The organism is Novosphingobium sp. PP1Y, assembly GCF_000253255.1.
GTDB lineage: Bacteria > Pseudomonadota > Alphaproteobacteria > Sphingomonadales > Sphingomonadaceae > Novosphingobium.
This window is the reverse complement of the sequence record NC_015580.1, coordinates 88314-111770: the sequence shown is the minus strand read 5'-3', so window position 1 is coordinate 111770 and position 23457 is coordinate 88314. Positions and strand designations below refer to the sequence as shown.

Annotated in this window: 19 protein-coding genes; 10 read left to right on the top strand and 9 right to left on the bottom strand. The window is 65.1% G+C overall.

What is annotated here, in order from left to right; all coding sequences use genetic code 11:
• Nucleotides 1–92: 92 nt before the first annotated feature.
• On the top strand, nucleotides 93–464 hold the full coding sequence (locus PP1Y_RS06670; protein ID WP_013831553.1) for a CidA/LrgA family protein: 372 nt from the start codon (nucleotides 93–95) through the stop codon (nucleotides 462–464).
• Complete coding sequence (locus tag PP1Y_RS06665; protein ID WP_013831552.1) at nucleotides 461–1153, top strand: LrgB family protein; 693 nt, start codon at nucleotides 461–463, stop codon at nucleotides 1151–1153. The genes PP1Y_RS06670 and PP1Y_RS06665 overlap by 4 nt, the downstream gene beginning before the upstream one ends.
• Nucleotides 1154–1169: 16 nt before the next feature.
• Here PP1Y_RS06665 and PP1Y_RS06660 read toward each other — a convergent pair whose 3' ends face one another.
• From PP1Y_RS06660 to PP1Y_RS06645, 4 genes are all read right to left on the bottom strand, one after another.
• Nucleotides 1170–2354, bottom strand: coding sequence for a PepSY domain-containing protein (locus PP1Y_RS06660; protein WP_232512566.1), 1185 nt, complete (start codon nucleotides 2352–2354; stop codon nucleotides 1170–1172).
• A 174-nt stretch (nucleotides 2355–2528) separates the two neighbouring features.
• Nucleotides 2529–3224, bottom strand: coding sequence for a response regulator transcription factor CtrA (gene ctrA / locus PP1Y_RS06655; RefSeq protein ID WP_013831550.1), 696 nt, complete (start codon nucleotides 3222–3224; stop codon nucleotides 2529–2531).
• A gap of 202 nt (nucleotides 3225–3426) precedes the next feature.
• Complete coding sequence (locus PP1Y_RS06650; RefSeq protein ID WP_013831549.1) at nucleotides 3427–4794, bottom strand: putative O-glycosylation ligase, exosortase A system-associated; 1368 nt, start codon at nucleotides 4792–4794, stop codon at nucleotides 3427–3429.
• Complete coding sequence (locus PP1Y_RS06645) at nucleotides 4787–4975, bottom strand: hypothetical protein (RefSeq protein ID WP_041558642.1); 189 nt, start codon at nucleotides 4973–4975, stop codon at nucleotides 4787–4789. The genes PP1Y_RS06650 and PP1Y_RS06645 overlap by 8 nt, the downstream gene beginning before the upstream one ends.
• 66 nt (nucleotides 4976–5041) lie before the next feature.
• Between PP1Y_RS06645 and PP1Y_RS06640 the strand changes: the two genes are divergently transcribed.
• The 4 genes from PP1Y_RS06640 (at nucleotide 5042) to PP1Y_RS06625 (ending at nucleotide 14919) form a co-directional block, all read left to right on the top strand.
• Entirely contained in the window at nucleotides 5042–6283 is a 1242-nt protein-coding gene (locus PP1Y_RS06640) for a TIGR04063 family PEP-CTERM/XrtA system glycosyltransferase (protein ID WP_013831548.1), read from the top strand.
• Between the two features lie 27 nt (nucleotides 6284–6310).
• A complete protein-coding gene (locus tag PP1Y_RS06635; RefSeq protein ID WP_013831547.1) occupies nucleotides 6311–8503 on the top strand; it encodes a hypothetical protein in 2193 nt (730 codons plus the stop codon).
• A gap of 321 nt (nucleotides 8504–8824) precedes the next feature.
• On the top strand, nucleotides 8825–13465 hold the full coding sequence (gene gltB, locus PP1Y_RS06630; protein WP_013831546.1) for a glutamate synthase large subunit: 4641 nt from the start codon (nucleotides 8825–8827) through the stop codon (nucleotides 13463–13465).
• Between the two features lie 20 nt (nucleotides 13466–13485).
• The gene (locus tag PP1Y_RS06625; RefSeq protein WP_013831545.1) at nucleotides 13486–14919 is read left to right on the top strand and encodes a glutamate synthase subunit beta; all 1434 of its coding nucleotides are present in this window, start codon (nucleotides 13486–13488) and stop codon (nucleotides 14917–14919) included.
• A gap of 218 nt (nucleotides 14920–15137) precedes the next feature.
• On the opposite strand, the gene PP1Y_RS06620 is transcribed toward PP1Y_RS06625, so the two are convergent.
• The gene (locus tag PP1Y_RS06620; protein ID WP_013831544.1) at nucleotides 15138–15827 is read right to left on the bottom strand and encodes a uracil-DNA glycosylase; all 690 of its coding nucleotides are present in this window, start codon (nucleotides 15825–15827) and stop codon (nucleotides 15138–15140) included.
• Between the two features lie 92 nt (nucleotides 15828–15919).
• Here PP1Y_RS06620 and PP1Y_RS06615 point away from each other — a divergent pair, with 92 nt between their 5' ends.
• The 3 genes from PP1Y_RS06615 to PP1Y_RS06605 are packed head-to-tail and all read left to right on the top strand — an operon-like array spanning nucleotide 15920 to nucleotide 17721.
• Complete coding sequence (locus PP1Y_RS06615) at nucleotides 15920–16543, top strand: ribonuclease D (RefSeq protein ID WP_007012705.1); 624 nt, start codon at nucleotides 15920–15922, stop codon at nucleotides 16541–16543.
• A gap of 6 nt (nucleotides 16544–16549) precedes the next feature.
• On the top strand, nucleotides 16550–17197 hold the full coding sequence (lptC, locus tag PP1Y_RS06610) for an LPS export ABC transporter periplasmic protein LptC (RefSeq protein WP_007012703.1): 648 nt from the start codon (nucleotides 16550–16552) through the stop codon (nucleotides 17195–17197).
• A complete protein-coding gene (locus tag PP1Y_RS06605) occupies nucleotides 17194–17721 on the top strand; it encodes an LptA/OstA family protein (protein WP_013831543.1) in 528 nt (175 codons plus the stop codon). Before lptC ends, PP1Y_RS06605 begins: the two co-directional genes overlap by 4 nt.
• 92 nt (nucleotides 17722–17813) lie before the next feature.
• On the opposite strand, the gene PP1Y_RS06600 is transcribed toward PP1Y_RS06605, so the two are convergent.
• The gene (locus PP1Y_RS06600) at nucleotides 17814–19046 is read right to left on the bottom strand and encodes a sugar transferase (RefSeq protein WP_232512564.1); all 1233 of its coding nucleotides are present in this window, start codon (nucleotides 19044–19046) and stop codon (nucleotides 17814–17816) included.
• Between the two features lie 6 nt (nucleotides 19047–19052).
• Between PP1Y_RS06600 and PP1Y_RS26335 the strand changes: the two genes are divergently transcribed.
• Nucleotides 19053–19313, top strand: a complete 261-nt coding sequence (locus PP1Y_RS26335; protein ID WP_232512562.1) for a hypothetical protein — start codon at nucleotides 19053–19055, stop codon at nucleotides 19311–19313.
• A 52-nt stretch (nucleotides 19314–19365) separates the two neighbouring features.
• On the opposite strand, the gene holA is transcribed toward PP1Y_RS26335, so the two are convergent.
• The 3 genes from holA to leuS are packed head-to-tail and all read right to left on the bottom strand — an operon-like array spanning nucleotide 19366 to nucleotide 23419.
• Nucleotides 19366–20409 (bottom strand): DNA polymerase III subunit delta, encoded by a 1044-nt coding sequence (holA, locus tag PP1Y_RS06595; RefSeq protein WP_013831541.1) that lies wholly within the window; start codon nucleotides 20407–20409, stop codon nucleotides 19366–19368.
• The gene (gene lptE, locus PP1Y_RS06590) at nucleotides 20406–20903 is read right to left on the bottom strand and encodes an LPS assembly lipoprotein LptE (RefSeq protein WP_041558640.1); all 498 of its coding nucleotides are present in this window, start codon (nucleotides 20901–20903) and stop codon (nucleotides 20406–20408) included. The genes holA and lptE overlap by 4 nt, the downstream gene beginning before the upstream one ends.
• On the bottom strand, nucleotides 20900–23419 hold the full coding sequence (gene leuS, locus PP1Y_RS06585) for a leucine--tRNA ligase (protein WP_013831539.1): 2520 nt from the start codon (nucleotides 23417–23419) through the stop codon (nucleotides 20900–20902). The genes lptE and leuS overlap by 4 nt, the downstream gene beginning before the upstream one ends.
• Nucleotides 23420–23457: the final 38 nt, after the last annotated feature.

Below are 23457 nucleotides of genomic sequence, written 5' to 3'. Positions count from 1 at the left end.
CACATGCGACTTCGGCAGTATCCAAAAAGGCCATTGCAACGCGGCGCAATGCGCTGTTCTAGGTCGAAAACCGCGAAGGACTGCCGCCAGCCATGTTGCGCACGATATTCCTGCTGATCGCCTGCCAGCTTCTTGGCGAGATCGTCCACCGCCTGACCGGACTCGCCCTGCCCGGCTCGGTAATGGGCATGATCCTGCTCTTCGCATGGCTCGCCCTCGTCCCGCGCGAGCGTCCGACGCTGGCGGTGGTGACGGGCTGGCTCACCGCGCACCTTGCCGTCATGTTCGTTCCCGCCGCGGTCGGGCTGATCGACGAAGGCGATGTGCTGAAGGCGGACGGGGTCGGCCTTGTCGTGGCGACGGCTATCTCGACTTTCCTGACCATGGCGGTCACGGCGCTTGTTTTTCGCTGGGCCCTGCGCCGTTTCGGGCCGGTCGACACCGAAGCGGACACCGCCGCATGACCGACTTGATGACGACGTCGCTGTTCTGGCTCGCCGTGACGCTCGGCGTGTTCGAAGTGGCAGACACGGTCTCGAAGCGGTCCGACCGGCACCCGCTGCTGCATCCGGTGCTGTGGTCGACACCGGTGCTGATCGGACTGCTGACGTGGACCGGGACACCATACGAGACCTACCAGCAGGCGACTTTCCCGATCAGCTTCCTGCTCGGTCCCGCGGTCGTCGGCCTCGCAGTTCCGATTTGGACGCAGCGCGCGCGCATCCGCCGGCTGGCCGTGCCGATCGCCCTTGCCCTCGGCGCGGGCGCGATCACTTCCATCGTCAGCGCCGTGGGGGTCCTCTCCCTTTTCGGCGCGCCGAACGAGATCCTGGCCTCGATCGCCCCGCGCGCGACGACCACGCCGGTTGCGATGGCGATAGCCGGGCAACTGGGTGGCGTTCCGGCGCTGGCCGCCGTGATCGTGCTGTTCGCGGGCGTGATCGGCGCGATGTTCGCCACGCCGCTGCTCAACCTGCTCAATGTCCGCGATTACCGCGCGCGCGGATTTGCCGTCGGCGTTGCAGCCCATGGCATCGGCGCGGCGCGGGCCTTCCAGGTCGATTCGACCGCAGGCGCGATGGCCAGCCTCGGCATGGCCCTCAACGCGGCAACGACGGCGGCGCTGCTCTCGATCCTAGCGCTGCTGGTCTGAGCGGAATCGCCCCGAGTCAGCCGCGGCGCAGGGCCGCAGCCCGCCGGGCAGCGACACGCGACTTGCGCTTCTTCCACCAGACATAGACCCCGGTCACGCAAAGCCCGGCTGTCGCCAGTCCGGAAAGGAAGATCAGCAGGATCGTGACATTGCCGCCCACCCGGCCGCTGTGCAGCGGGTAGAGCAGGCGATAGCCCGCGAGCGAACGGTTGCCGTGATAGGGGTCGTAAGTCTCGACCACGGCATGGCTGGCGCGGTCGAAGTAATAGTAGATCGGGCCGAGGCGATGGTAATTGACGGTGCCGTCGTCGGTCATCGTCACGCCGATCGTGCCCTCGTCCGGATTTGCGAGGACACTGGCGGGCTGCCAGTCGATCCCTTCGCGCACTGCATGGGCGCGCGCGGCAGCAACGGCCCCGGCAAAGTCGAGCGGCGCGTCTTTCGCCTCACCTGCGGGGGCGACATGATCGTCGTCGCCGAAAGCTGCCTCGATCATCGGCGCATAGGCTTCTTCGAAGAAATTGAGCGCGACCGAGGTCAGCGCGAGAGCGGTCAACGGGACGAAGAGCCAGAGTGCGCTGGCCTTGTGCCAATCGAGCATGAACTTGGCGAACATCGAACGGAAGCTGACTTTCCAGCTACGCTTCCAGCCCTTCCAGAACGGGCGCTTGAGCGGGAAAGTCAGGTAGAAGCCGATGCCGTGCCCGATCAGCCAGAGTACCGCAACCGTTCCCATTATCCAGCGCCCCCAGGTGCCGGCCAGGAGATGGGCGTGCAGTTCCAGGACCAGTTCCATCGCCCCGCGCTTGTTCCAAGCGGCTTTCGAGAACCGGGTCCCAGCGGGCTCTGCGCTGAAGCGATCTAGGAAGACCTGATCCACCGGCGGTCCGGAGAGGCCCGCGGCGCGATCGACATCGACCACGATCCGCCGCGTCTCCGCTACTGCGAGGGGAAAGCCGCGCACGACCCATTCCGGGTGGCGGGCTGCGAAGCGATCGACCAGTGGAGCCACGTCCGGCGCGGGCTTCCCCGCGGCGGCGGCGAGCGGCTGCGCGAAAAGGTCTGCGTTGATCCAGGCGTCGATGGGCCTCATGAAGCTGAGCACGCAGCCGGTCACCGCAGCAAGCAGCAGGAGCGGAATGGCCACAAGGCCAAGGTAGCGATGCAGCGTGATCCAGGGCGAACGCGGAACGGGTTTCAAGACGATCGGCTCTCGACTGCGGCGGGTTGCGATGGTCCCTTCATTGCCCACAATCTTACAATGCCAAAGGTCCAATTCGCACGCCCGGACCGGGCCATCCTTACCCGGCGCATACGCAAACGGCCCACCCCGGGGGGCAGGCCGCTCGATTCATCATGAAGCGAAACGCTGGGATCAGGCCGCTGCAGCCTGCTCGTCCGGGTCGCGCAGCACGTAGCCGCGGCCCCAAACCGTCTCGATGTAATTGGCACCGCCGCAGGCGTGGCTGAGCTTCTTGCGCAGCTTGCAGATGAAGACGTCGATGATCTTCAGCTCGGGCTCGTCCATGCCGCCATAAAGGTGGTTGAGGAACATTTCCTTGGTCAGCGTCGTGCCCTTGCGCAGCGAAAGCAGCTCGAGCATCGCGTATTCCTTGCCGGTCAGGTGCACGCGGGCGCCATCGACCTCGACCGTCTTGGCGTCGAGATTGACGATCAGCTTGCCGGTACGGATGACCGACTGCGAATGGCCCTTAGAGCGGCGCACGACCGCGTGGATGCGGGCGATCAGCTCTTCGCGGTGGAACGGCTTGGTCACATAGTCGTCCGCGCCGAAGCCGAACGAGCGGACCTTGGAGTCCATCTCGGAAATGCCGGAAAGGATCAGGACCGGCGTCTGCACCTTGGCGACGCGCAGCTTCTTGAGGACGTCGTAGCCGTGCATGTCAGGCAGGTTCAGGTCCAGAAGAATGATGTCGTAATCGTAGAGCTTGCCCAGATCGAGGCCTTCTTCGCCGAGATCCGTCGAGTAAACATTGAAACCTTCCGCCGACAGCATGAGCTCGATGGCCCGGGCCGTGGTCGGTTCGTCCTCGATCAACAGCACTCGCATGAGGTAACCCCCTTTTTCCCCATAGTCCGCTTACGCTAACCCTGCATAAACGGACATTGCCGTGAATTAACCATATGAGCAATGAAGGTTAAAGGTAAATTTGCCGTTAATGCAAAATCGGGATTCCTTCTGAAATCACGCGATTTGTCGCAAACGCTCCCCATTACCCCCTTTGGAATTCCTCAAAAGGGTTAGGAATCGCTCAGGCCGGTTGCATCCTGCGCGGGACCTTGCGGCGCGATTCGCCCTGCCCGGCCTTCGCCGGATGGCCAATGCGCCTGAGGTAACTCCAGAAACCGCATTGCAGCCCGACCAGCATGAGGATGAAGGGCTGGAAGGCGATGCCCACGAACAGCGATCCAATCATGTAGACCACATGCGCGAGCTGCAAAGCGTTGGCGAGCGGCGCCACCCAGGCCTCGTCCGGCCCGGTACGTCCTTTCCAGCGCCGCCGGATCATTTCCATCTGGAGAATGCCCAGGCCCTGGATCAGCAGCCACAGGAACAGACCCGGGAAGCCCTGCTCGCCCAGCATCTCGAAATAGCTGGAATGGAAGGCGCGGCCCTTCTCGACCACCTTCTGCCGCTCGACCACGACATTGCTGCCGTCCGATTCGCGGACGACGGTGTCGTATTCGACCTCGCTCGACAGGTAGACCTCGAAGCCGCCGCCCAAGGGGTGCTCCCTGGCATAGCCCCAGGTCCACTTCCACACGCCGAGGCGAGTGCTGGCAGACTGGTCGGACTGGTGGTTCTCGATCGTGCTCATGCGCGCGAGGAAGGATTGCGGCAGGAACGGCACGGCGGCGAACAGCGCGAAGGCCATGCCGCCTGCGATCAGCACCCGGTGCTTCGCAGTGCGCAAGGAGAGCGCGCAGAGCACGCCAAGGCACATCAGGCCGGTGCGCGCCTGGGTGCCGACCGGGATCAGCGCGCAGGCGAAGATAAGGGCGCAAGTGAAGGTCCAGACCCGCCAGTCCGAAGGGAAGATCGTGCCGTGGCGGGCCAGCCAGATGATCACGGGGATGATCGAGATCGCCACGCAGGACAGGATCGAGCCTTCGAACAGGCCCGAATTGTTGTCGACGAAGATCCGCAGCGTGCCGTAACCGCCGCCGCCCATCACCGTCTTGATGCCGCCGTCGATGATCAGGGCACTGGCCGCCAGGACCATGACCAGTGCGACCGCCTCGATCCGCAAACGGGTGCGCAAGGTAAGCGGCAGGAAGATCGCAAAGACCAGCGCCTTCCACACCCAGGCCCATTTCTCCAGCGCTTCTGCCGGATAGTCGGCAGTCAGCGTTGTCATCGCACAGTATGCCAGCAGCATGGCCAGCAGCGCCTGGCGGAAGGTGAAGCGCGAATCGCGCTTGTCGTCGAGCAGCAACCATCCGCCGAAAGCCGCAGCGAAGGTAATCAGCGAGACCGGGACGCTTGAGAGGATGCCCCAGGAAATGACCTGCGGCGAAACGATGTCGACGTAGAGATAGCAAAGCACCCACAGGAACGGACGCTTGAAGCCCATGACCAGGAAGCAGGCGAGGAATGCCGTCAGGCCAAGGTCAAGCATCCGGCTGTGCGCCTTCGCCCTGCGTCGGCACACGCATCTTGCGCCTTTGCGCGGGCCGGGCCTTGCGCCCGCCCCCTGCATCCCCGCGCCCCTCTTCGTCGAGATCGACGCGTGCCAGCAGGCGCAGCGCGGCAAGCGCGAGCAGTCCGTGAGACAGGGCAAGGGCGAAGATATCGACCATGCCATGGGCGATACCAGCCGCGGGTTGACGGCGCGTTAAGCCTTACAAGCTAGGGATTTGCAGGTCATGACACGCATCCTCCACGTCCTCGACCATTCGCTGCCCATGCAAAGCGGCTACACCTTCCGCACCCGGGCGATCCTCAAGGCGCAGGCCGCGATGGGCTACGAAGTGCGCGGCGTGACCGGACTGCGGCACACGGCCGAAGGGCCCATCGCCGAAGAAGCCGACGGCCTGCTCTTCCATCGCACGGCCGGTGCGGCAAGCGGCCCTGCCGGCCTGCGCGAATGGCGCGAGATTGCGCTCTTCGCGAAAGGCATCGAAAAGGTCGTGCGCGAATGGCGGCCCGACGTCATCCATGCCCATTCCCCGGCGCTGTGCGGCCAGGCAGCCCTGCGCGTCGCCCGCCGCCACGGCATTCCGCTGGTCTACGAAATTCGCGCGTTCTGGGAAGACGCCGCGGTCGGCAACGGCACCGGCAGCGAAGGCTCGCTCAAGTACCGGCTGACCCGCAAGCTAGAGAGCCACGTCGTCTCGCGCGCCGATGCCGTGGTGACGATCTGCGAAGGCCTCAAGGCCGATCTTGTCGGGCGCGGCACCGCGCCGGAGCGAATCACCGTCATGCCCAATGGCGTCGATCTCACCCTCTTCGGCGAGCCCGCAAGCCGCGACCCCGAACTGGCCCGCAGCCTGGGTTTCGAGGTCGGCGGCGCGCCCTGCCCGGTGATCGGGTTCATCGGCAGCTTCTATTACTACGAGGGCATCGACGTGCTGATCGAGGCCATGGCCCATCTCGCCCAGCGGCGAAGCGACGCGCGCCTGCTGCTGGTCGGCGGCGGCCCCTGCGAGGCAGCCTTGCGCGCGCAGGCCGCAGCATCGCCCGCCGCAGAGGCAATTCGCTTCGTCGGCCGGGTCCCGCACCACGAGGTCGAACGCTATTACGCTCTTGCCGACATCATGGCTTACCCGCGCAAGCGCAGTCGGCTGACCGATCTCGTCACCCCGCTCAAGCCGCTCGAAGCGATGGCGCAGGGCAAGCTGGTCGCCGCCAGCGATGTCGGCGGGCACCGCGAACTGGTCACGCATGGCCGCACGGGAACCCTGTTCACGCCGGACGATCCGTTGGCATGCGCGAACGCGCTTGCCGGATTGCTGGAGGATCGCGCGCACTGGCCTGCCTACCGTAAGGCCGGCCGCGACCATGTCGAATCCCGGCACGATTGGGCCGTGAACGCGGCTCGTTATCAAGACGTTTACCAAATGCTGGCACTCCTGAAGCCTGAAAACAGGGGCACTGTCGCTGCATGACACTGCCTCGCGCAATTTGAGAACGGGATGGAAAACGTGGCCCAAGACACACGCAGGAAAGCCGGAGGAAAGCAGCCGATCAGCCGCCACCCGCTGTTTCCGGCCATCGTGGCCCTCTGGTTCGGCGCCCTCTTCGGTCTGGCCGGCATCGCCATCAAGCCGGCCATTGTCGAACAACTGGTCACGGCCACGCACATCGATTCGCTGGTCCCCATGGCGGCCCCGCCGCTCGGCGCAACCGCGCGCATCCTGATCGCGCTGGCCATGACCGGGCTTGGCGGCATCGTCGGTGCCATGGTCGCCCGCCGTATCGCCCGTCCCGCTGCAGGCGCAGTCACTTCGCGCCGCCGCATGAATCCGGCGGCAGAGCTTACCACCCCCGCATTCGTCGCCAACGAGATGCCTGCGCAGGCTGAAGCTGCACCCGCACCGGTCGAGGCCGGGGAAGTGCGCGATACGGCCCATGCGGATATCGCCGAAGCCGCCGACCTCGAGCTGGAAGAATTCCAGGACGAGGTCGAAGCCGGAACTCAGGCCGCTTCCTTCGCGCCGACCGCATTCGAATCGGATGAAACCGAGGTCGAAGACGCCGAACTCGTAGGTTCCGAGGAGGTCGACGCGTTCGACGTCGAAGCCCATGAGGCCGACGCCCTTGAGGCCGAAGCAGCAGATATCGAGACCGCCGAATTCGAGGTCATCGAGGACGAAGAAGCGCCGTTCGCGGCCAAGGCCTCCGTCAGCAACCACCTGTTCGAGAGCTATTCGCGCGATCTTTCCGGCAGGCCGGCTGCACCGGTCGAACAGCAAGTGCGCCGCGAAGACCGCGCGATCCTCTCGATCGCCGATCTCGATGCCGAACCGGGCATCGACGCGGATCAGGCACCCGGCGCCCAGGCTCCGTTTTATCAGGCGCCCTACGACCGCTCGACGCCTTTTGCAGTGCTGACCAAGGCGATCATCGATTCCCTCGAAAAGCAGCCCGAAGCGCACGAAGAAGACGAGCGGGTCGAAGTGTCCGAGGCTCCGACCGACCGCGCGCCGTCCCCGGGCGGACACAGCGCAGCGGACCGAATCGCCTCCGCCGATCTCGATTCGCTTTCGCACGTCGAACTGCTGGAACGCCTGGCCCTTGCCATGGCCAAGCGCCGCGAGGAGATCGCAGCGCAAAACGCGGCCGACCTCGTCGAAGCGCGAGAGACTTTTGCACCTGCCGCAACGCAAGCGGCTACCGTAACCCCACTGGCCTTCAAGCCGCTCCAGTTCGAGCGCCCGCAAATCCAGCCGGCTCCGGTCGAGACCGTCACGTTCAGCGAGACCCTGCCCGCCGAGCATGAAGAACCCGAAGCCGCACCGCTAGAACTGGCAGACGACTGCGTCGTCGAGGCCGGGATCGAGACGGCAGGATCCGAAGCGAGCGAATCCGAAGACGTCGATTTCGACGAAGCTGAATTCGACGTCGCTGCAGAGGCGAGCGAGGAAGCTGCCGATCTCGTCGACTGGGAGCAGGTCGATCACACAGGCTTCGAAGTCCCGGAAGCCGAGATCGAAACATCCCTTGCCGAGCTGGCGCAACCCCTCGAGGACGCCGAACCGGCCGCTGAACTCGAAGAAGAACTCGAAGCTCTCGCCCGGACCTGGGACGAAGAGCCTGTTGCAGCGCAGCAGGTCCCGGCAGCACTCCGCCCCGTGGGGATGGACTCCTTCGACGAGGACGAGGCCCTTCCCGGATACATTCCGCCGCGCCACATCGGCGAACTGCTCAAGACCAAGCCCGCCGCGCCTTCCGCGCCGGTCATGCACTACGACGATGAGGCCGACGGCGAGTTCGCCGAGGATCATGCGGAAGCACAATACGCTGATTACGCCGGGGCCGAGGATGAGCCGGAGGACGAGGAAGATGCGATCGAGGAGGGCTATTCGTCGCTTCTCAACATCTCTCGCGCAGCACCGCGCCAGCCTTTCGTGCGCATCGACGAGCCGGAAACCGACGACGGCATCCAGCCGATGGTCGTCTTCCCCGGTGACGAACCCGCACAGGCACAGGCGGCACGGCGCTTCGATGGCACGCAGGCTCCCGAAGCAGAGGAGCAGCCGCCCATGCCCAGCGAGTTCCAGGCCCGTCGCCCGTTCGACGCCCCCGGACGGCAGGACACGGACCAGACCGAACGCGCCCTGCGCGAGGCCCTGGCCACCCTGCAGCGCATGAGCGGCGCCGCCTGACCGGGCGCAGACACTCTATCGCCAGCGCGATCTGACGGGAATCGGGCCCTGCAGACCCGCGCTGCAACGGCGAATCACTGAAACCCCGAGCCCCGTTCCGGTCCTGCCGGAGCGGGGTTTCGATAATAAAATGCCCCTTTTTCCAGCATAGTCGGCACCATTACTGCGCCGAAATGTGCCTTCGCGGTTGCAAAACCGGCGTTCAATCGTCATGGGGATCGTGGGGTCACTATGCCGCGTGCTGGATAGTGCGCGATTCGCGTGCGCTGGTCGTGCGCGGCTGTGCAGGCCCCGGCAAAATGACAGGATGGATTAATATCGATGGGATTTCCTAAGCCCCAGGGCCTTTACGATGCGCGCAACGAACACGACTCCTGCGGTGTGGGCTTCGTCGCCCATATTAAAGGACAGAAAAGCCACGCAATCATTACCCAGGCGCTTGAAATCCTGAAAAACATCGACCACCGCGGCGCGGTGGGCGCGGATCCGCTCCTGGGCGACGGCGCGGGCATTCTGACCCAGCTGCCCGACCAGATGTTCCGCAAGTGGGCCACGGGTGCGGGCGTCGAACTGCCCGGAGCCGGCGACTATGCCGTTGCCATGTGCTTCCTCCCGCAGGACGAGGCCTCGCGCGATTTCGTCGTCTCCACCTTCGAGAAGTTCATCAAGAAGGAAGGCCAGACCCTCATCGGCTGGCGCGACGTTCCGGTCGCTCTGGACGGCCTCGGCAAGACGGTCATCGAATCGATGCCGGTGATCCGCCAGTGCTTTGTCGGCCGCGGCGAGAACTGCGCCGACCAGGACGCCTTCGAACGCAAGCTCCTCGCGATCCGCAAGCAGACCCAGAACCCGCTCGCGGCCCTCGCCGAAAAGCATGACCTGCCCGGCCTGACCGAGCTCTACATGCCGAGCTTCTCGAGCCGCACGATCGTCTACAAGGGCCTGCTGCTCGCCACCCAGGTCGGCTCGTTCTACGACGACCTGCGCGATCCGGACTTCGTCTCCGCGCTCGGCCTCGTGCACCAGCGCTTCTCGACCAACACCTTCCCGAGCTGGAAGCTGGCACACCCGTTCCGCTTCATGGCGCACAACGGCGAGATCAACACGGTTCGCGGCAACGTGAACTGGATGAACGCGCGCCGCCGCACCATGGAATCCGAGCTGCTCGGCGCCGACCTCGACAAGATGTGGCCGCTGATCCCGCACGGCCAGTCGGACACCGCCTGCCTCGACAACGCCTTCGAACTGCTGCTCGCCGGCGGTTACTCGCTCAGCCACGCGATGATGATGCTCATCCCCGAGGCATGGGCCGGCAACCCGCTGATGGACGGCGAACGCCGCGCGTTCTACGAATATCACGCCGCGCTGATGGAGCCCTGGGACGGCCCCGCCGCCGTCGCTTTCACCGATGGCCGCCAGATCGGCGCCACGCTCGACCGTAACGGCCTGCGCCCGGCGCGCTTCCTGGTCACCGACGACGACCTGTGCGTCATGGCCTCGGAAAGCGGCGTTCTTCCGATCAAGGAAGACAACATCGTGCGCAAGTGGCGTCTCCAGCCCGGCAAGATGCTCCTCATCGACTTCGAAGAGGGCCGCATCATCGAGGACGAGGAGATCAAGACCCAGCTGGCCAACGAAGAGCCTTACCAGAAGTGGCTCGACCAGGCGCAGTACATGCTCAAGGACCTCGACGTGATCGAGGAAGAGCTGGACCCGCTGCCGGCCCCGAACACCACGCTGCTCGATCGCCAGCAGTCCTTCGGCTACACCCAGGAAGACACCAGCCGCTTCCTCGAGCCGATGGCCATCAATGCCGACGATCCGATCGGTTCGATGGGCACCGACACGCCGATTCCGGTGCTGTCGAACAAGTCGCGCCTGCTCTACGACTACTTCAAGCAGAACTTCGCGCAGGTCACCAACCCGCCGATCGACCCGATCCGCGAGGAACTGGTGATGAGCCTGGTCTCCATGATCGGCCCGCGCCCGAACCTGCTTGGTCATGACGCCGGCACGCACAAGCGCCTGGAAGTCAGCCAGCCGATCCTCACCGACGTGGACATCGCCAAGATCCGCTCGGTCGAGGCCGCGCTGGACGGCGCCTTCCGCACCGCCACCATCGACATGACCTGGGATGCCGAAACCGGCGCCGAAGGTCTCGAAATGGCGATCAAGGAAATGTGCTGGGCCGCCACCGAAGCCGTGCTGGCGGACAAGAACATCCTGATCCTGTCCGACCGCGCCCAGGGCCCCGATCGCATTCCGATGCCGGCCCTGCTGGCGACGGCTGCCGTGCACCATCACCTCGTCCGCCAGGGCCTGCGCATGCAGACCGGCCTGGTCGTCGAGACCGGTGAAGCGCGCGAAGTGCACCACTTCTGCGTCCTGGCCGGCTACGGTGCCGAGGCGATCAACCCCTACGTCGCGTTCGAGACGATCGAGGACATCCGCGTTCGCAAGAACCTGCCGGTTTCCGCCGAGGACGCACGCAAGAACTACATCAAGGCCATCGGCAAGGGCATCCGCAAGGTCATGTCCAAGATGGGCATTTCGACCTACCAGTCGTACTGCGGCGCGCAGATCTTCGACGCCGTCGGCCTGTCGACCGAATTCGTCGAGAAGTACTTCACCGGCACTGCCACCACCATCGAGGGCGCGGGCCTGCTCGAAATCGCGGAAGAGGCGGTGCGCCGTCACGCCGCGGCCTTCGGCGAAAACCCGATCTACGCCAACATGCTCGACGTCGGCGGCATCTACGGTTCGCGCATCCGCGGCGAGGAACACGCCTGGACCTCGACCAACATCGGCTCGCTCCAGCATGCCGTGCGCGGCAACGTGCCCGAAAAGTACAAGGAATTCGCGCAGAGCATCAACGACCAGTCGACCCGGATGCTCACCATCCGCGGCCTGATGGAGTTCGTGCCCGCCGAAACCCCGATCTCGATCGACGAGGTCGAACCGGCCAGCGAGATCGTCAAGCGTTTCGCCACCGGCGCGATGAGCTACGGCTCGATCTCGTGGGAGGCGCACACCACGCTGGCGCTCGCCATGAACCGCATCGGCGCCAAGTCGAACACCGGTGAAGGCGGCGAAGATCCCAAGCGCTTCAAGCCCCTGCCCAACGGCGACACCATGCGTTCGTCGATCAAGCAGGTCGCATCGGGCCGCTTCGGCGTCACCACCGAGTATCTCGTCAACGCCGACGACATCCAGATCAAGATGGCCCAGGGCGCCAAGCCCGGCGAGGGTGGCCAGCTGCCCGGCCACAAGGTCGACAAGGTCATCGGCAAGACCCGTCACTCGACCCCGGGCGTCGGCCTCATCTCGCCGCCGCCGCACCACGACATCTACTCGATCGAAGACCTCGCGCAGCTCATTCACGATCTCAAGAACGTGAACCCGACCTCGCGCGTTTCGGTCAAGCTGGTGTCCGAAGTGGGCGTCGGCACGGTCGCCGCGGGCGTGTCCAAGGCGCGCGCGGACCACGTGACGATCTCGGGCTACGAGGGCGGCACCGGCGCTTCGCCGCTGACGTCTCTCACCCATGCGGGTTCGCCTTGGGAAATCGGCCTTGCCGAAACCCAGCAGACCCTGCTGCTCAACAACCTGCGCAGCCGCATTGCGGTGCAGGCCGACGGCGGCCTGCGCACCGGCCGTGACGTAGCCGTCGCCGCCCTGCTCGGCGCCGACGAGTTCGGCTTCGCCACCGCGCCGCTGATCGCGGCCGGCTGCATCATGATGCGCAAGTGCCACCTCAACACCTGCCCGGTCGGCGTCGCCACCCAGGACCCCGTCCTGCGCGCCCGCTTCACCGGTCAGCCCGAGCATGTGGTCAACTACTTCTTCTTCGTCGCCGAAGAGCTGCGCGCGATCATGGCCGAACTGGGCTTCCGCACGGTTGCCGAGATGGTCGGCCGCGTCGACAGGCTCAACATGAAGAAGGCGATCTCGCACTGGAAGGCCAAGGGCGTCGACCTCAGCCGCATCCTCTACCAGGCCCCGCTGGGCGACAGCCCCTCGCTCAACTGGAGCGAAACGCAGGACCACGGTCTCGAGAACGCGCTGGACAACGCCCTCATCGAAGCGTCGGCCGATGCGCTCGAGAAGCGCGAAGCCGTGCGCATCGAAAAGCCGATCATCAACGTCAACCGCACGGTCGGCGCGATGCTCTCGGGCGAAGTGGCCAAGCGCTACGGCCATGAAGGCCTGCCCGACAACACGATCAACGTGAAGCTCACCGGCGTTGCCGGCCAGAGCTTCGGGGCCTGGCTTGCCCACGGCGTCACGCTCGACCTGACCGGCGATGCCAACGACTACGTCGGCAAGGGCCTGTCGGGCGGCCGCGTGATCGTGCGCCAGCCCACCCACGTCGATCGCGACCCGCTGAACAACATCATCGTCGGCAACACCGTGCTTTACGGCGCGATCTCCGGCGAGGCATTCTTCAATGGCGTGGGCGGCGAGCGCTTCGCGGTCCGCAACTCGGGCGCGATCGCGGTCGTCGAAGGCTGCGGCGACCATGGCTGCGAGTACATGACCGGCGGCGTCGTGATGGTCCTCGGCAAGACCGGCCGCAACTTCGCGGCAGGCATGTCGGGTGGCATCGCCTACGTCTTCGACGAGGACGACATGTTCGACAAGCTGTGCAACACGGCCATGGTCGACCTGGAGAAGATCTCTCCGGAAGCCGACGAGGAAGAAAGCACCGGCCGTCCGCAGCAGCGCACCAACGGCGTCAACGATCTCGGCATGGGCGACATGCTGCGCCACGATGCCGAACGCATCCGTGTCCTGCTTGAACGTCACCACCTGCACACCGGCTCGAAGCGGGCCCGTGCGCTGCTCGACGACTGGGCCAACACGCTTGGCAAGTTCGTCAAGGTGATGCCGCGCGACTATGCACGCGCGCTCAAGCAACTCGAGGCCGAGCGGCAGGAAGCCGCTTCGGTTGCCGCGGAATAATTCACGAGGATATTGCAAAAATGGGTAAGGAAACCGGCTTCCTCGAGCTCGACCGTCAGGATCGCACTTACGGCGATGCTTCGGAGCGACTGAAGAACTACAAGGAATTCGTCATTCCGCTTCCGGCGGAAACCCTCAAGGCACAAGCGTCGCGCTGCATGAACTGCGGCATCCCGCACTGCCATACGGGTTGCCCCGTCAACAACATCATCCCGGACTGGAACCACCTGGTCTACGAGGACGACTACCGCAATGCGCTGGAAGTCCTCCACTCGACCAACAACTTTCCGGAATTCACCGGCCGCATCTGCCCCGCTCCGTGCGAGGCGGCATGCACGCTGAACATCGTCGACCAGCCGGTCACCATCAAGTCGATCGAATGCGCGATCGTCGACAAGGGCTGGGCCGAAGGCTGGATCACACCGAAAATCCCGGCGAAGCGCACCGGCAAGTCGGTCGCCGTCGTCGGTTCGGGTCCAGCGGGCATGGCCTGCGCGCAGCAGCTTGCCCGCGCCGGCCACTCGGTCACCGTGTTCGAGAAGAACGACCGCGTCGGCGGGCTGATGCGTTACGGCATCCCCGACTTCAAGATGGAGAAGCACCTCATCAATCGCCGCGCGGCGCAGATGGAAGCCGAAGGCGTTGAGTTCAAGACTTCCGTCGAGGTGGGTGTCTCGGTCTCGGTAAACTCGCTCAAGGAAAACTACGACGCCGTCGTTTTCGCGGGCGGCGCCGAGGAAGCGCGCCGTCTCGACATTCCGGGTTCGGAACTGCCGAGCGTGCGCCTGGCGATGGAATTCCTGACCCAGCAGAACAAGCGCAATGCCGGCGACGATGAACTGCGCGCCGCGCCGCGCGGCTCGCTGACCGCGACCGGCAAGCACGTCATCGTCATCGGCGGCGGCGACACCGGCTCCGACTGCGTCGGCACCTCGAACCGCCAGGGCGCCCTTTCGGTCACCCAGCTCGAGATCATGCCCAAGCCGCCGGTCCACGAGGACAAGGCCATGAGCTGGCCGAACTGGCCGCTCAAGCTGCGCACCTCCTCGAGCCATGAGGAAGGTTGCGAGCGCGACTGGGCCGTGCTGACCAAGCGCGTCATCGGCGACAACGACGTCAAGGCGCTCGAATGCGTCCGCGTCGAGTGGAAGGACGGCAAGATGCACGAGGTCGCGGGCAGCGAGTTCACGCTCCAGGCCGACCTCATCCTGCTGGCCATGGGCTTCACCGGCCCCCGCAAGGCCGGCATGCTGGACCAGGCCGCCGTCGAGCTCGACCCGCGCGGCAACGTCAAGGCCGACACCGAGAAGTACCAGACAAACGACGAGAAGATCTTCTCCTGCGGCGACATGCGCCGTGGCCAGTCGCTGGTGGTCTGGGCGATCCGCGAAGGCCGCCAGTGCGCCCGCTCGGTCGACGAAATGCTCATGGGCGCGAGCGAACTGCCGCGCTGAGCCGGACCGGGCCGAAATCACGAAAGGGGCGTGCCGCGAGGCGCGCCCCTTTTCCGTTGGCACGAGGGCCGTTCGCCGCGATTCGCGCTGACCTCACCCGGAAATCTCCATAGAGAGCCGCGCGTGCTCATTCTGAGCCTGTCGAAGGAATCCGCAAACCGCCACTCAGGCCGAGCGGAGGGCAGCCCGGAATGGAATTGAGCGCGGCGCTCCTGTCCTTACCAGTCGATCGTCCCGCGCCCGTTCTCGGCAAGGAAGGCATTGGCGCGGCTGAAGTGGCTGCAGCCGAAGAACCCGGAATGCGCCGACAGCGGGCTGGGATGCGGCGCCGTCAGCACGAGATGGTGACTCGAAGCCAGTCCCGGTACCCGCGACGCCTTCTTCTGCGCATGGTTGCCCCAGAGCAGGAACACGCATGGCTCGCTCTTGGCGGCGACGGCAGCCACGGCAGCATCGGTGATCGCTTCCCAGCCCTTTTTCTGGTGCGAGCCGGCCTGCCCTTCCTCCACGGTCAGCGCATTGTTGAGCAGCAGCACGCCCTGCCGCGCCCAATGCTCCAGGTTGCCGTGACCCGGCGCGGTGACGCCGCAGTCGCTCGCCAGCTCCTTGTAGATATTCGCCAGCGATGGCGGCACGCGCACCCCTTCGGGCACCGAGAAAGCCAGGCCGTGCGCCTGGCCCGCGCCGTGATAGGGGTCCTGACCGAGAATCACGACCCGCACCGCGTCCAGCGGCGTCAGTTCGAGCGCACGCAGGCGATGGCCGTGCGGTGGATAGATTCGCTTGCCGGCTTCTTCCTGAGCCTGCAGCCAGCCGATCAACTGTCTGGATTCGCGCGATTCGAGCACCTCGCCCAGCACCGGCTGCCATGCCGGGGGCACTGACTGCGCGCTTGCTGTTGCATTCATGCCCGTTCGTCCTCCGAAAGCGCCAGGGAGCCGCCCTTCGCGAACAGCGCCCATTGCGAAACACCGGCCCAGTCCCTAAGCATTTTCGGATCATGGCTGTCTATCTCCACGAAGAAGATCTCCCCGAAGGCGTCCTCGCCCCGGGCCCCGTCGCCGTCGATACCGAGACGATGGGCCTCATAACCCCGCGCGACCGCCTCTGCGTGGTCCAGATTTCCGACGGCAAGGGCGACGAGCATCTCGTCCGCTTCGGCCCCGGAAGCACATTCGATGCGCCTAATCTCAAGGCTGTCCTTGCCGATCCGGCGCGCCTCAAGCTTTACCATTTCGCGCGCTTTGACCTGGCCGCGATCGAACATTACCTGGGCGTGATGGCTGCGCCGGTGTTCTGCACCAAGATCGCCAGCAAGCTGGTGCGCACTTACACAGATCGCCACGGCCTGAAGGACCTCGTGCGCGAGCTTCTCGGCAAGGAAGTATCGAAGCAGCAGCAGTCGAGCGACTGGGGCGCACCCGAGCTGAGCGACGCGCAGAAGGACTATGCGGCATCGGACGTGCGCTATCTGCACGCCATGCACGAAATTCTCGTCGAGCGCCTCGCCCGCGAGAAGCGGACTGAGATCGCGCAGGCCTGTTTCGATTTCCTGCCGGCACGCGCCCGGCTCGACCTGGCCGGCTGGCCGGATCACGACATCTTCAGCCACCAGGCCGCCTGATCGACCATGTCGGTCGAGGCCACCCAGATCCGCAACCGACGCCGGCACTTCGCTGCGCCGGGCGGTTCGCATGACCGGCTTGTCGCCTTCCTCGCCAAGGCCCTGCCGGCAGGGATAGGCGTGGTTGCCGCCATCATGATTCTCATGCCCCTGTCGCCGCGCGGCGAGATCAGCTTCCTGCTCGACCGCAACAAGGTGGCCGTGACAAAGGAACGCATCCGCGTGGCCGATGCGGCCTATCGCGGCCTCGACGATCGCGGCCGGGCCTTCGTCGTCACGGCCGGAAGCGCGGTGCAGAAGTCCGCGAGCTTGCCGGTGGTGCAGATGCTGGACCTGGTGGCGCAGCTCAATCTCAACGACGGCCCCGCCAAGATCGACGCGCCACGCGGTGCGTACAATTACGATACCGAAACGATCAAGGTTGACGGGCCGGTGAATTTCGCGGCTGCGGACGGCTATCGCATGGTGACGAACAACGTCGCCATCGACGTCAAGGACCGCAAGGCCGTCGGCACGGGCGGCGTCGAAGGCAAAGTGCCCACCGGCACTTTCGCGGCGCAGACCATGAAGGCCGATTTCAACGAACGAACAGTCACGCTTGAAGGCAATGCCCGGCTGCGCATGACGCCCGGCAAGCTTAGGATACCGCAATGACCCGTCGCAGCCCGCGCCCTTTCACCTCCCGTGCCGCAATGCGCGTCGCCGTCGCCCTGCCGCTGCTGGCCGGCGCCAGCCTGATCGCGACGCAGCAGCTTGGCGCGCAAGTCTTCCCCGGCCACGATACCAATGCGCCGGTCGACTATGCCGCCGACCGCATCGAGCTGCAGGACAAGCAGAACCGCGTCGTGCTGACCGGCAATGTCGATATCAAGCAGACCGACCTGCGCCTGCGCGCCGCGCGCACCATCGTCAATTTCACCAATGCCGATGAGCTCAAGCTGCAGCGGATCACGGCCAGCGGCGGGGTGACCGTCACCCGCGGCAACGAAGTGGCGACCGGCGATACCGCGATCTACGACTTCAACAAGCGCATCATCACGATGATCGGTAATGCCTCGCTCAAGCGCGATTCCGACACCCTGCGCGGCGGGCGTTTCGTCATCGACCTGAAGAGCGGGGTATCCTCGGCTTCGGGTGGCCGCGTCTCGGGCACTTTCAGCGTTCCCAAGCAAAACTGACGGATGCGGGGCCACACTGGCCCCTGACGTCATCGTTCAGCGCAATTGACGCCTGGGCAACGATCGATAGACCGAGGCTTCGTCCTTCGCGCTCAGAACGCGCGGTCGTGGACCAGAACGCGCAAGGTCAGGAACAGAATCTTGATGTCGCGGCCGATGGTCCAGCCCTCGAGATACTCAAGATCGGACTGCAGGCGCTTCACGAGGTCGCCCTCGTGATCGGTGGCACCGCGAAAGCCGCGCACCTGGGCCAGGCCGCTGAGGCCCGGCTTCAGGCTGTGCCGCTGCCAGTAACGGCGGTCCACTTCCCAGAAGAGCTTCTGCCCCGCCAGCGAGCCGGTGGCGTGCGGGCGGGGTCCGACAAGGCTCATGTCGCCGAGCAGGACGTTGAAGAGCTGCGGCAGCTCGTCGAGGCTGGTCGAACGGATGAACTTGCCGACCGGAGTGATCCTCTTGTCGTCCTTGGAGGCCGAGACATTGCCGTCGCTGTCGCACAGCGCCGTCGTCATGCTGCGGAACTTGTACATGTTGAAGAAGCAGTTGCCGCGTCCCATGCGCTTCTGGATGAACAGGACCGGGCCACCGTCCTGCAGCTTGATCGCCAATGCGACAACGATCAGCAATGGCGAAAGCACGAGGATCGCCGAGCCGGCGAAGGCCATGTCGAAGATGCGCTTGATCGCGCGCTGGCGCAGGCCGAGCGGTCCCGCGGAAACCATCAGCAGACCGTGATTGCCGATCGTGCGGGCGCCCTGCGCGCCCAGCCTGGCAACCTGATCGTCCAGTACTTCGCCTTCGACGTTGGCACCCTTGAGGATCATCGCCCAATCGAGGCGACGATCGGACGGACAGCTGACGACAACCCGATCGATGTTGCGCAGGACCAGACCGACACGATCGAGATCGTCCGGGTCGTTGAGATTGGGGCGCAAGCCCATGGCCGCTGCGGAAATGCGGATGGCATTGCGGATCTGCACCTGCGGCCCGCCATCGTCGATAATCAGTTCGTTGATAACGCTGCCACCGCATCGCCACGCCACGAAACTGCGCATCTGCAGACGCAGCCACGCAATCAGCGCCATGGCCAGAATGGCCCCGCCGTTGAATGTCACGCGGGAGAAATCGGCGCTCGAACTTGTCAGAAACTGCACGAAGACGACAACGGCCACGGCAATGACGAATGCCAGCTCTGCCCGCATGATCCCGGACCAGCCGGAGCGGAGCGCATCGATTGAATAGGCGCCGTTGTAGAAAGCAATCGTCAGGAAAATCGGGAAGATCAGGGACCCGTAGAGGAAGGAGTCCTCCAAGCCCTTCGTGGCCATGTACAATTGGCCGGCGACAGCAAAACCCAGAAAGACTGCGACGACATCGCTGATGAGAAGAGCAAGGTAACACTGGAGTCTGCGTCGGACGAGCGAGGGCGCGACGAGGAGCTCGTCGAATTCCTGCCCTTTAATGAACTCGCCCGTCGTGAACGGCGCATTCATTGGTTCCGCACTCCTCGAATCCAACTGCACAATGCCTGCTTTCCTCACAGATCGCTGGCATCGATTGCGGTCGATGCGATGCTGCACTGCAGAAGATATTGAAGCTTAAAAACGCGGCGTGCAATTGGAAAAGCGGATTAAGTCAAAACGTTCCCTATATCCGCTGCTTCACCGTCAGACAGGCGGTTCTGGCTATTTCGAGCAGTCCTTCAGCCAGGAGGAGTTCCGCATCCTGGCTATTCGCCAGCAACGACTGGTGCATTGCAACAAGCTTCGCGGTGAGGCGTTCGATTCGCGGACCACGCCAGATGCGCAATTGTTCGTTGAGCGCGGGCTGATCTTTCCAGAAGATACGACGCGCGCCCGCTTCGGCCTTGAGGAGCCCGGCAACGTCGCCGCCGCGGCCCAGCTTCGCGTTCAGCGCGGCCAGCTGCGCCGTCCGACGCTCGAAGGCAAGCAGCAGGCCGACCGGGTTCATCCCAAGTTCGCGGATCCGCTTCAGTTCGCTTGCAACTGCGTTACGGCGCCCACCGAGCACGGTATCGACCAGGGGCGAGAAATCGTCGTCCTCGGTCTGTGCGCCCACGGCGTCGAGATCGGCGGCCGAGACCGGTCGCGGCGTCTCCGGCGAAGCATCGAGATAGAGTGCCAGCTTCTCCACTTCGGAGCGGGCAATCCGGCTGTCGAGACCAGCGCCGCGGGCGATGCGCTCGGCCAGTTCACCGCCCATCTTGAGGCCGGCGCCATTGGCCATCGTGCGCACAGCGCCGGTCACGGCGCCGAGATCGGGCGGATAGAACATCGCCACGAGGGCATCGTCGCGGTTGATCAGCAGCTTCGCGGTGCGCGACTTGTCGGTCGCCCCGGTGGCGACAATCACGACCGGGCAGGACTCGACATCGTCCTCGATCAGGTTGCGCACCGCGTCATGGGCCTCGTCGCCCTGCGCTCGCACCCAGATGTGGCGGGTTCCACCGAACAGCGAATTGGAGCGGGCCTCGTCACCCAGGCGCACCGGGTCCCTGCGCAGTTCCGCGCCGGGCAACTCGATCCGCTCGCCCGGATCCGCCAGCAAAGAGACCAGCTTGTGCGCAGCGTCCAGCGCGCCGGATTCGTCCGGGCCGCAGAAAAAGGCAACGCGCACATCGCGAGCCGCGCGTGAAGCGATCCCGGCGAAGTCTTTCTGCGTTGCCTTCACTGGCTCGTATCGCCGCGCAGACGCAGCGCGACATTGGTGACAATTCGGTTGGCGACGTCCTTGGCGAGGTTCTCCAGCGCTGCCTGTTCGGCCGCGATCGTCGCATAGTCCGAGGAGACCACGTCGATGCCTGCGTCCGAACCGGCGGAGGCGTCGAGGACGATCTCGTCGCTGTTCAGGTCGACGAGCTGATAGCGGGCCCGCAGCGTACGGCGTTCACGGCCGACGGTGTCGTCGGACAAGAGCGCGAAGCCCTCCAGCTTGTCATCGAGCCGGACATCGAGGCGATAGCGCGGCGTCGAGCCGGCCTGCCCCTTGCCCAACTGATCGACCAGAGCATTGCGCACGAGCCAGCCCGCGCGCCCTTCTATCGCGGCCACCTGGATGTCGGACAGGCCGCGCGCCACGGCGCCGCTGCCGCCACCGGCGTACATCGGCTGCAACCCGCAGCCGGCGAGCATCAGTGCTCCGAACAGGGCCAGGGCGCGTTTCACGCGACGAGGTTCACCAGTCGGTCGGGCACGACGATCACTTTCCTCACCTCGGCACCATCGAGCGCACGCTGCACTTTCTCGCTGGCGAGAGCAAGCGCCTCGAGTTCTTCCTTCGCCGTGCCCTTGGCCACGGTGATGGTGTCGCGCAGCTTGCCCTTCACCTGGATCGCGACGGTCACTTCGTCCTCGACCAGCAGCGCCGGATCGACTTCGGGCCAGCCGGCCTCAGCCACAAGGCCCTGACCGAAGGTGGCGAAAGCCTCTTCGGCGAGGTGCGGCATCATCGGCGCCACGAGCAGCAGGACCTTGCGGATCGCTTCCGAACGGCTGGCCGATGGCTTTGCCTTCTCGATCACGCCGGTCAGTTCGTAGATGCGCGCGACGGCCTTGTTGAAGCCGAGCGATTCGATGTCCTGGGCCACGGCGGCGACAGTCTGGTGCGCCTTGCGGTCGACCGCCTTGTCCTCGCCCTCGGCCGAGGCGTCGTACTGGCCGAACAGACGCCACAGGCGCTGCACGAAGCGCGCGCAGCCCTCGATACCCGCTTCCGACCAGGGCAGGTCGCGCTCGGGCGGGCTGTCGGACAGCATGAACCAGCGGATCGCATCGGCGCCGTAAGTCGCGACGATCTCGTCGGGATCGACGACGTTCTTCTTGGACTTCGACATCTTGATGACGCGGCCGATCTCGACCGGCGCGCCATCGGCCTTGAGCGTTGCCCCCTCGGCCGTGCGTTCGACGTCGCCCGGCGCAAAATAGATCGGCTGGCCGTTCTCGGGATTCCTGCGCTCGTAGGTCTCGTGCGTGACCATGCCCTGCGTGAACAGGCTGGCGAAGGGCTCCTTCACCTCGACCTTGCCGATGCGGGCAAGTGCGCGGGTCCAGAAACGAGCATAGAGCAAGTGCAGGATCGCGTGCTCGATGCCGCCGATGTACTGCTCGACCGGCAGCCACTGCGCAATCTTCGCCGGATCGAACGGCCTGTCGCCGGGCTGGCTGGCGAAGCGCAGGAAGTACCACGAGCTGTCGACGAAAGTGTCGAGGGTATCGGTCTCGCGCCGGGCAGGCTTGCCGCACTGCGGACAATCCACATGCTTCCAGGTCGGATGGCGGACCAGCGGATTGCCCGGGGTCGAGAAGTCGACGTCCTCGGGCAGGGTCACCGGCAGGTGCTTCTTGGGCACCGGCACGACGCCGCAGACTTCGCAGTGGATGAACGGGATCGGCGTGCCCCAATAGCGCTGGCGCGAAACGCCCCAGTCGCGCAGGCGCCAGACCGTCTTGCCTTCGCCCCAGCCGCCGCTTTCGGCACGGGAGATAACGTCCGCCTTCGCCTCGGCAACGCTCATCCCGTCGAGGAAGTCGGAATTGACGATGACGCCGTCACCGCTCTCGGCCTCGCCGTCGAAGGGCTTGTCGGCCTCTTCCAGGCTTGCCGCGACGACGCGCGGGATCGGCAGTGCGTACTTGGTCGCGAACTCGAAGTCGCGCTGGTCGTGTCCCGGAACGGCCATGACCGCGCCGGTGCCGTAGTCCATCAGCACGAAGTTGGCGATGAAGACCGGAAGCGCGGCGCCGGTGAACGGGTGCCTTGCCGTGATGCCGGTATCGAAGCCCAGCTTCTCGGCGGTTTCCAGCTCGGCCGCGGTCGTCCCGCCCTGCTTGCACAGCGCGATGAAGTCCTGAACCTCCGGGTTCCCCGCGGCCACGCCCTGCGCGATCGGGTGATCGGCGGCGACGGCTACGAAACTGGCACCGAAGATCGTATCGGGGCGGGTCGAGTAGACTTCGACCGTGCCACCGTCCGAGAGGTCGAAGCGGAACTGCAGGCCCTGGCTCTTGCCGATCCAGTTTTCCTGCATCGTGCGGACTTTTTCCGGCCACTTGTCGAGGCTGGAGAGGCCTTCGAGCAGTTCGTCGGCAAAGTCAGTGATCTTGAGGAACCACTGGTTGAGCTTGCGCTTCTCGACCAGTGCACCCGAGCGCCAGCCGCGCCCGTCGATGACCTGCTCGTTGGCCAGCACCGTCTGGTCGACCGGGTCCCAGTTCACCGCCGATTCCTTGCGGTAGACGAGGCCGTGTTCGTACAGGTCGAGGAACAGCGCCTGCTCGTGGCCGTAGTATTCCGGCTCGCAGGTGGCGATTTCGCGGCTCCAGTCGAGCGCGAAGCCCAGCCGCTTGAGCTGCGCCTTCATGTTCGCGATGTTCTCGCGCGTCCAGCCGCCGGGATGCACGCCCTTTTCCATGGCCGCGTTCTCGGCCGGCATGCCGAAGGCGTCCCAGCCCATCGGGTGGAGCACTTCATGCCCGGTCATGCGCTTGTAGCGCGCCAGCACGTCGCCCATCGTGTAATTGCGCACGTGGCCGATGTGGATGCGCCCCGAGGGATAGGGGAACATCTCAAGGACGTAGCTGCGGGGCTTGGACGAGGTGTCGTCCGCCTTGAAACACTGGGCTTCGTCCCACGCCGCCTGCCAGCGGGTATCCGCCTGAGCCGGATCGAACCGCTCACTCATGTCAGTCTAGTCTCCTGCGGGTCAGCCGACCCGCGAAC

Bases quoted from the DNA above. Each gene is read 5' to 3' on its own strand.
- PP1Y_RS06670 (WP_013831553.1), top strand. From the start codon at position 93: ATGTTGCGCACGATATTCCTGCTGATCGCCTGCCAGCTTCTTGGCGAG.
- PP1Y_RS06665 (WP_013831552.1), top strand. From the start codon at position 461: ATGACCGACTTGATGACGACGTCGCTGTTCTGGCTCGCCGTGACGCTC.
- ctrA (WP_013831550.1), bottom strand. From the start codon at position 3,224: ATGCGAGTGCTGTTGATCGAGGACGAACCGACCACGGCCCGGGCCATC.
- PP1Y_RS06650 (WP_013831549.1), bottom strand. From the start codon at position 4,794: ATGCTTGACCTTGGCCTGACGGCATTCCTCGCCTGCTTCCTGGTCATG.
- PP1Y_RS06645 (WP_041558642.1), bottom strand. From the start codon at position 4,975: ATGGTCGATATCTTCGCCCTTGCCCTGTCTCACGGACTGCTCGCGCTT.
- PP1Y_RS06640 (WP_013831548.1), top strand. From the start codon at position 5,042: ATGACACGCATCCTCCACGTCCTCGACCATTCGCTGCCCATGCAAAGC.
- PP1Y_RS06635 (WP_013831547.1), top strand. From the start codon at position 6,311: ATGGAAAACGTGGCCCAAGACACACGCAGGAAAGCCGGAGGAAAGCAG.
- gltB (WP_013831546.1), top strand. From the start codon at position 8,825: ATGGGATTTCCTAAGCCCCAGGGCCTTTACGATGCGCGCAACGAACAC.
- PP1Y_RS06625 (WP_013831545.1), top strand. From the start codon at position 13,486: ATGGGTAAGGAAACCGGCTTCCTCGAGCTCGACCGTCAGGATCGCACT.
- PP1Y_RS06620 (WP_013831544.1), bottom strand. From the start codon at position 15,827: ATGAATGCAACAGCAAGCGCGCAGTCAGTGCCCCCGGCATGGCAGCCG.
- PP1Y_RS06615 (WP_007012705.1), top strand. From the start codon at position 15,920: ATGGCTGTCTATCTCCACGAAGAAGATCTCCCCGAAGGCGTCCTCGCC.
- lptC (WP_007012703.1), top strand. From the start codon at position 16,550: ATGTCGGTCGAGGCCACCCAGATCCGCAACCGACGCCGGCACTTCGCT.
- PP1Y_RS06605 (WP_013831543.1), top strand. From the start codon at position 17,194: ATGACCCGTCGCAGCCCGCGCCCTTTCACCTCCCGTGCCGCAATGCGC.
- PP1Y_RS06600 (WP_232512564.1), bottom strand. From the start codon at position 19,046: ATGGCCACGAAGGGCTTGGAGGACTCCTTCCTCTACGGGTCCCTGATC.
- leuS (WP_013831539.1), bottom strand. From the start codon at position 23,419: ATGAGTGAGCGGTTCGATCCGGCTCAGGCGGATACCCGCTGGCAGGCG.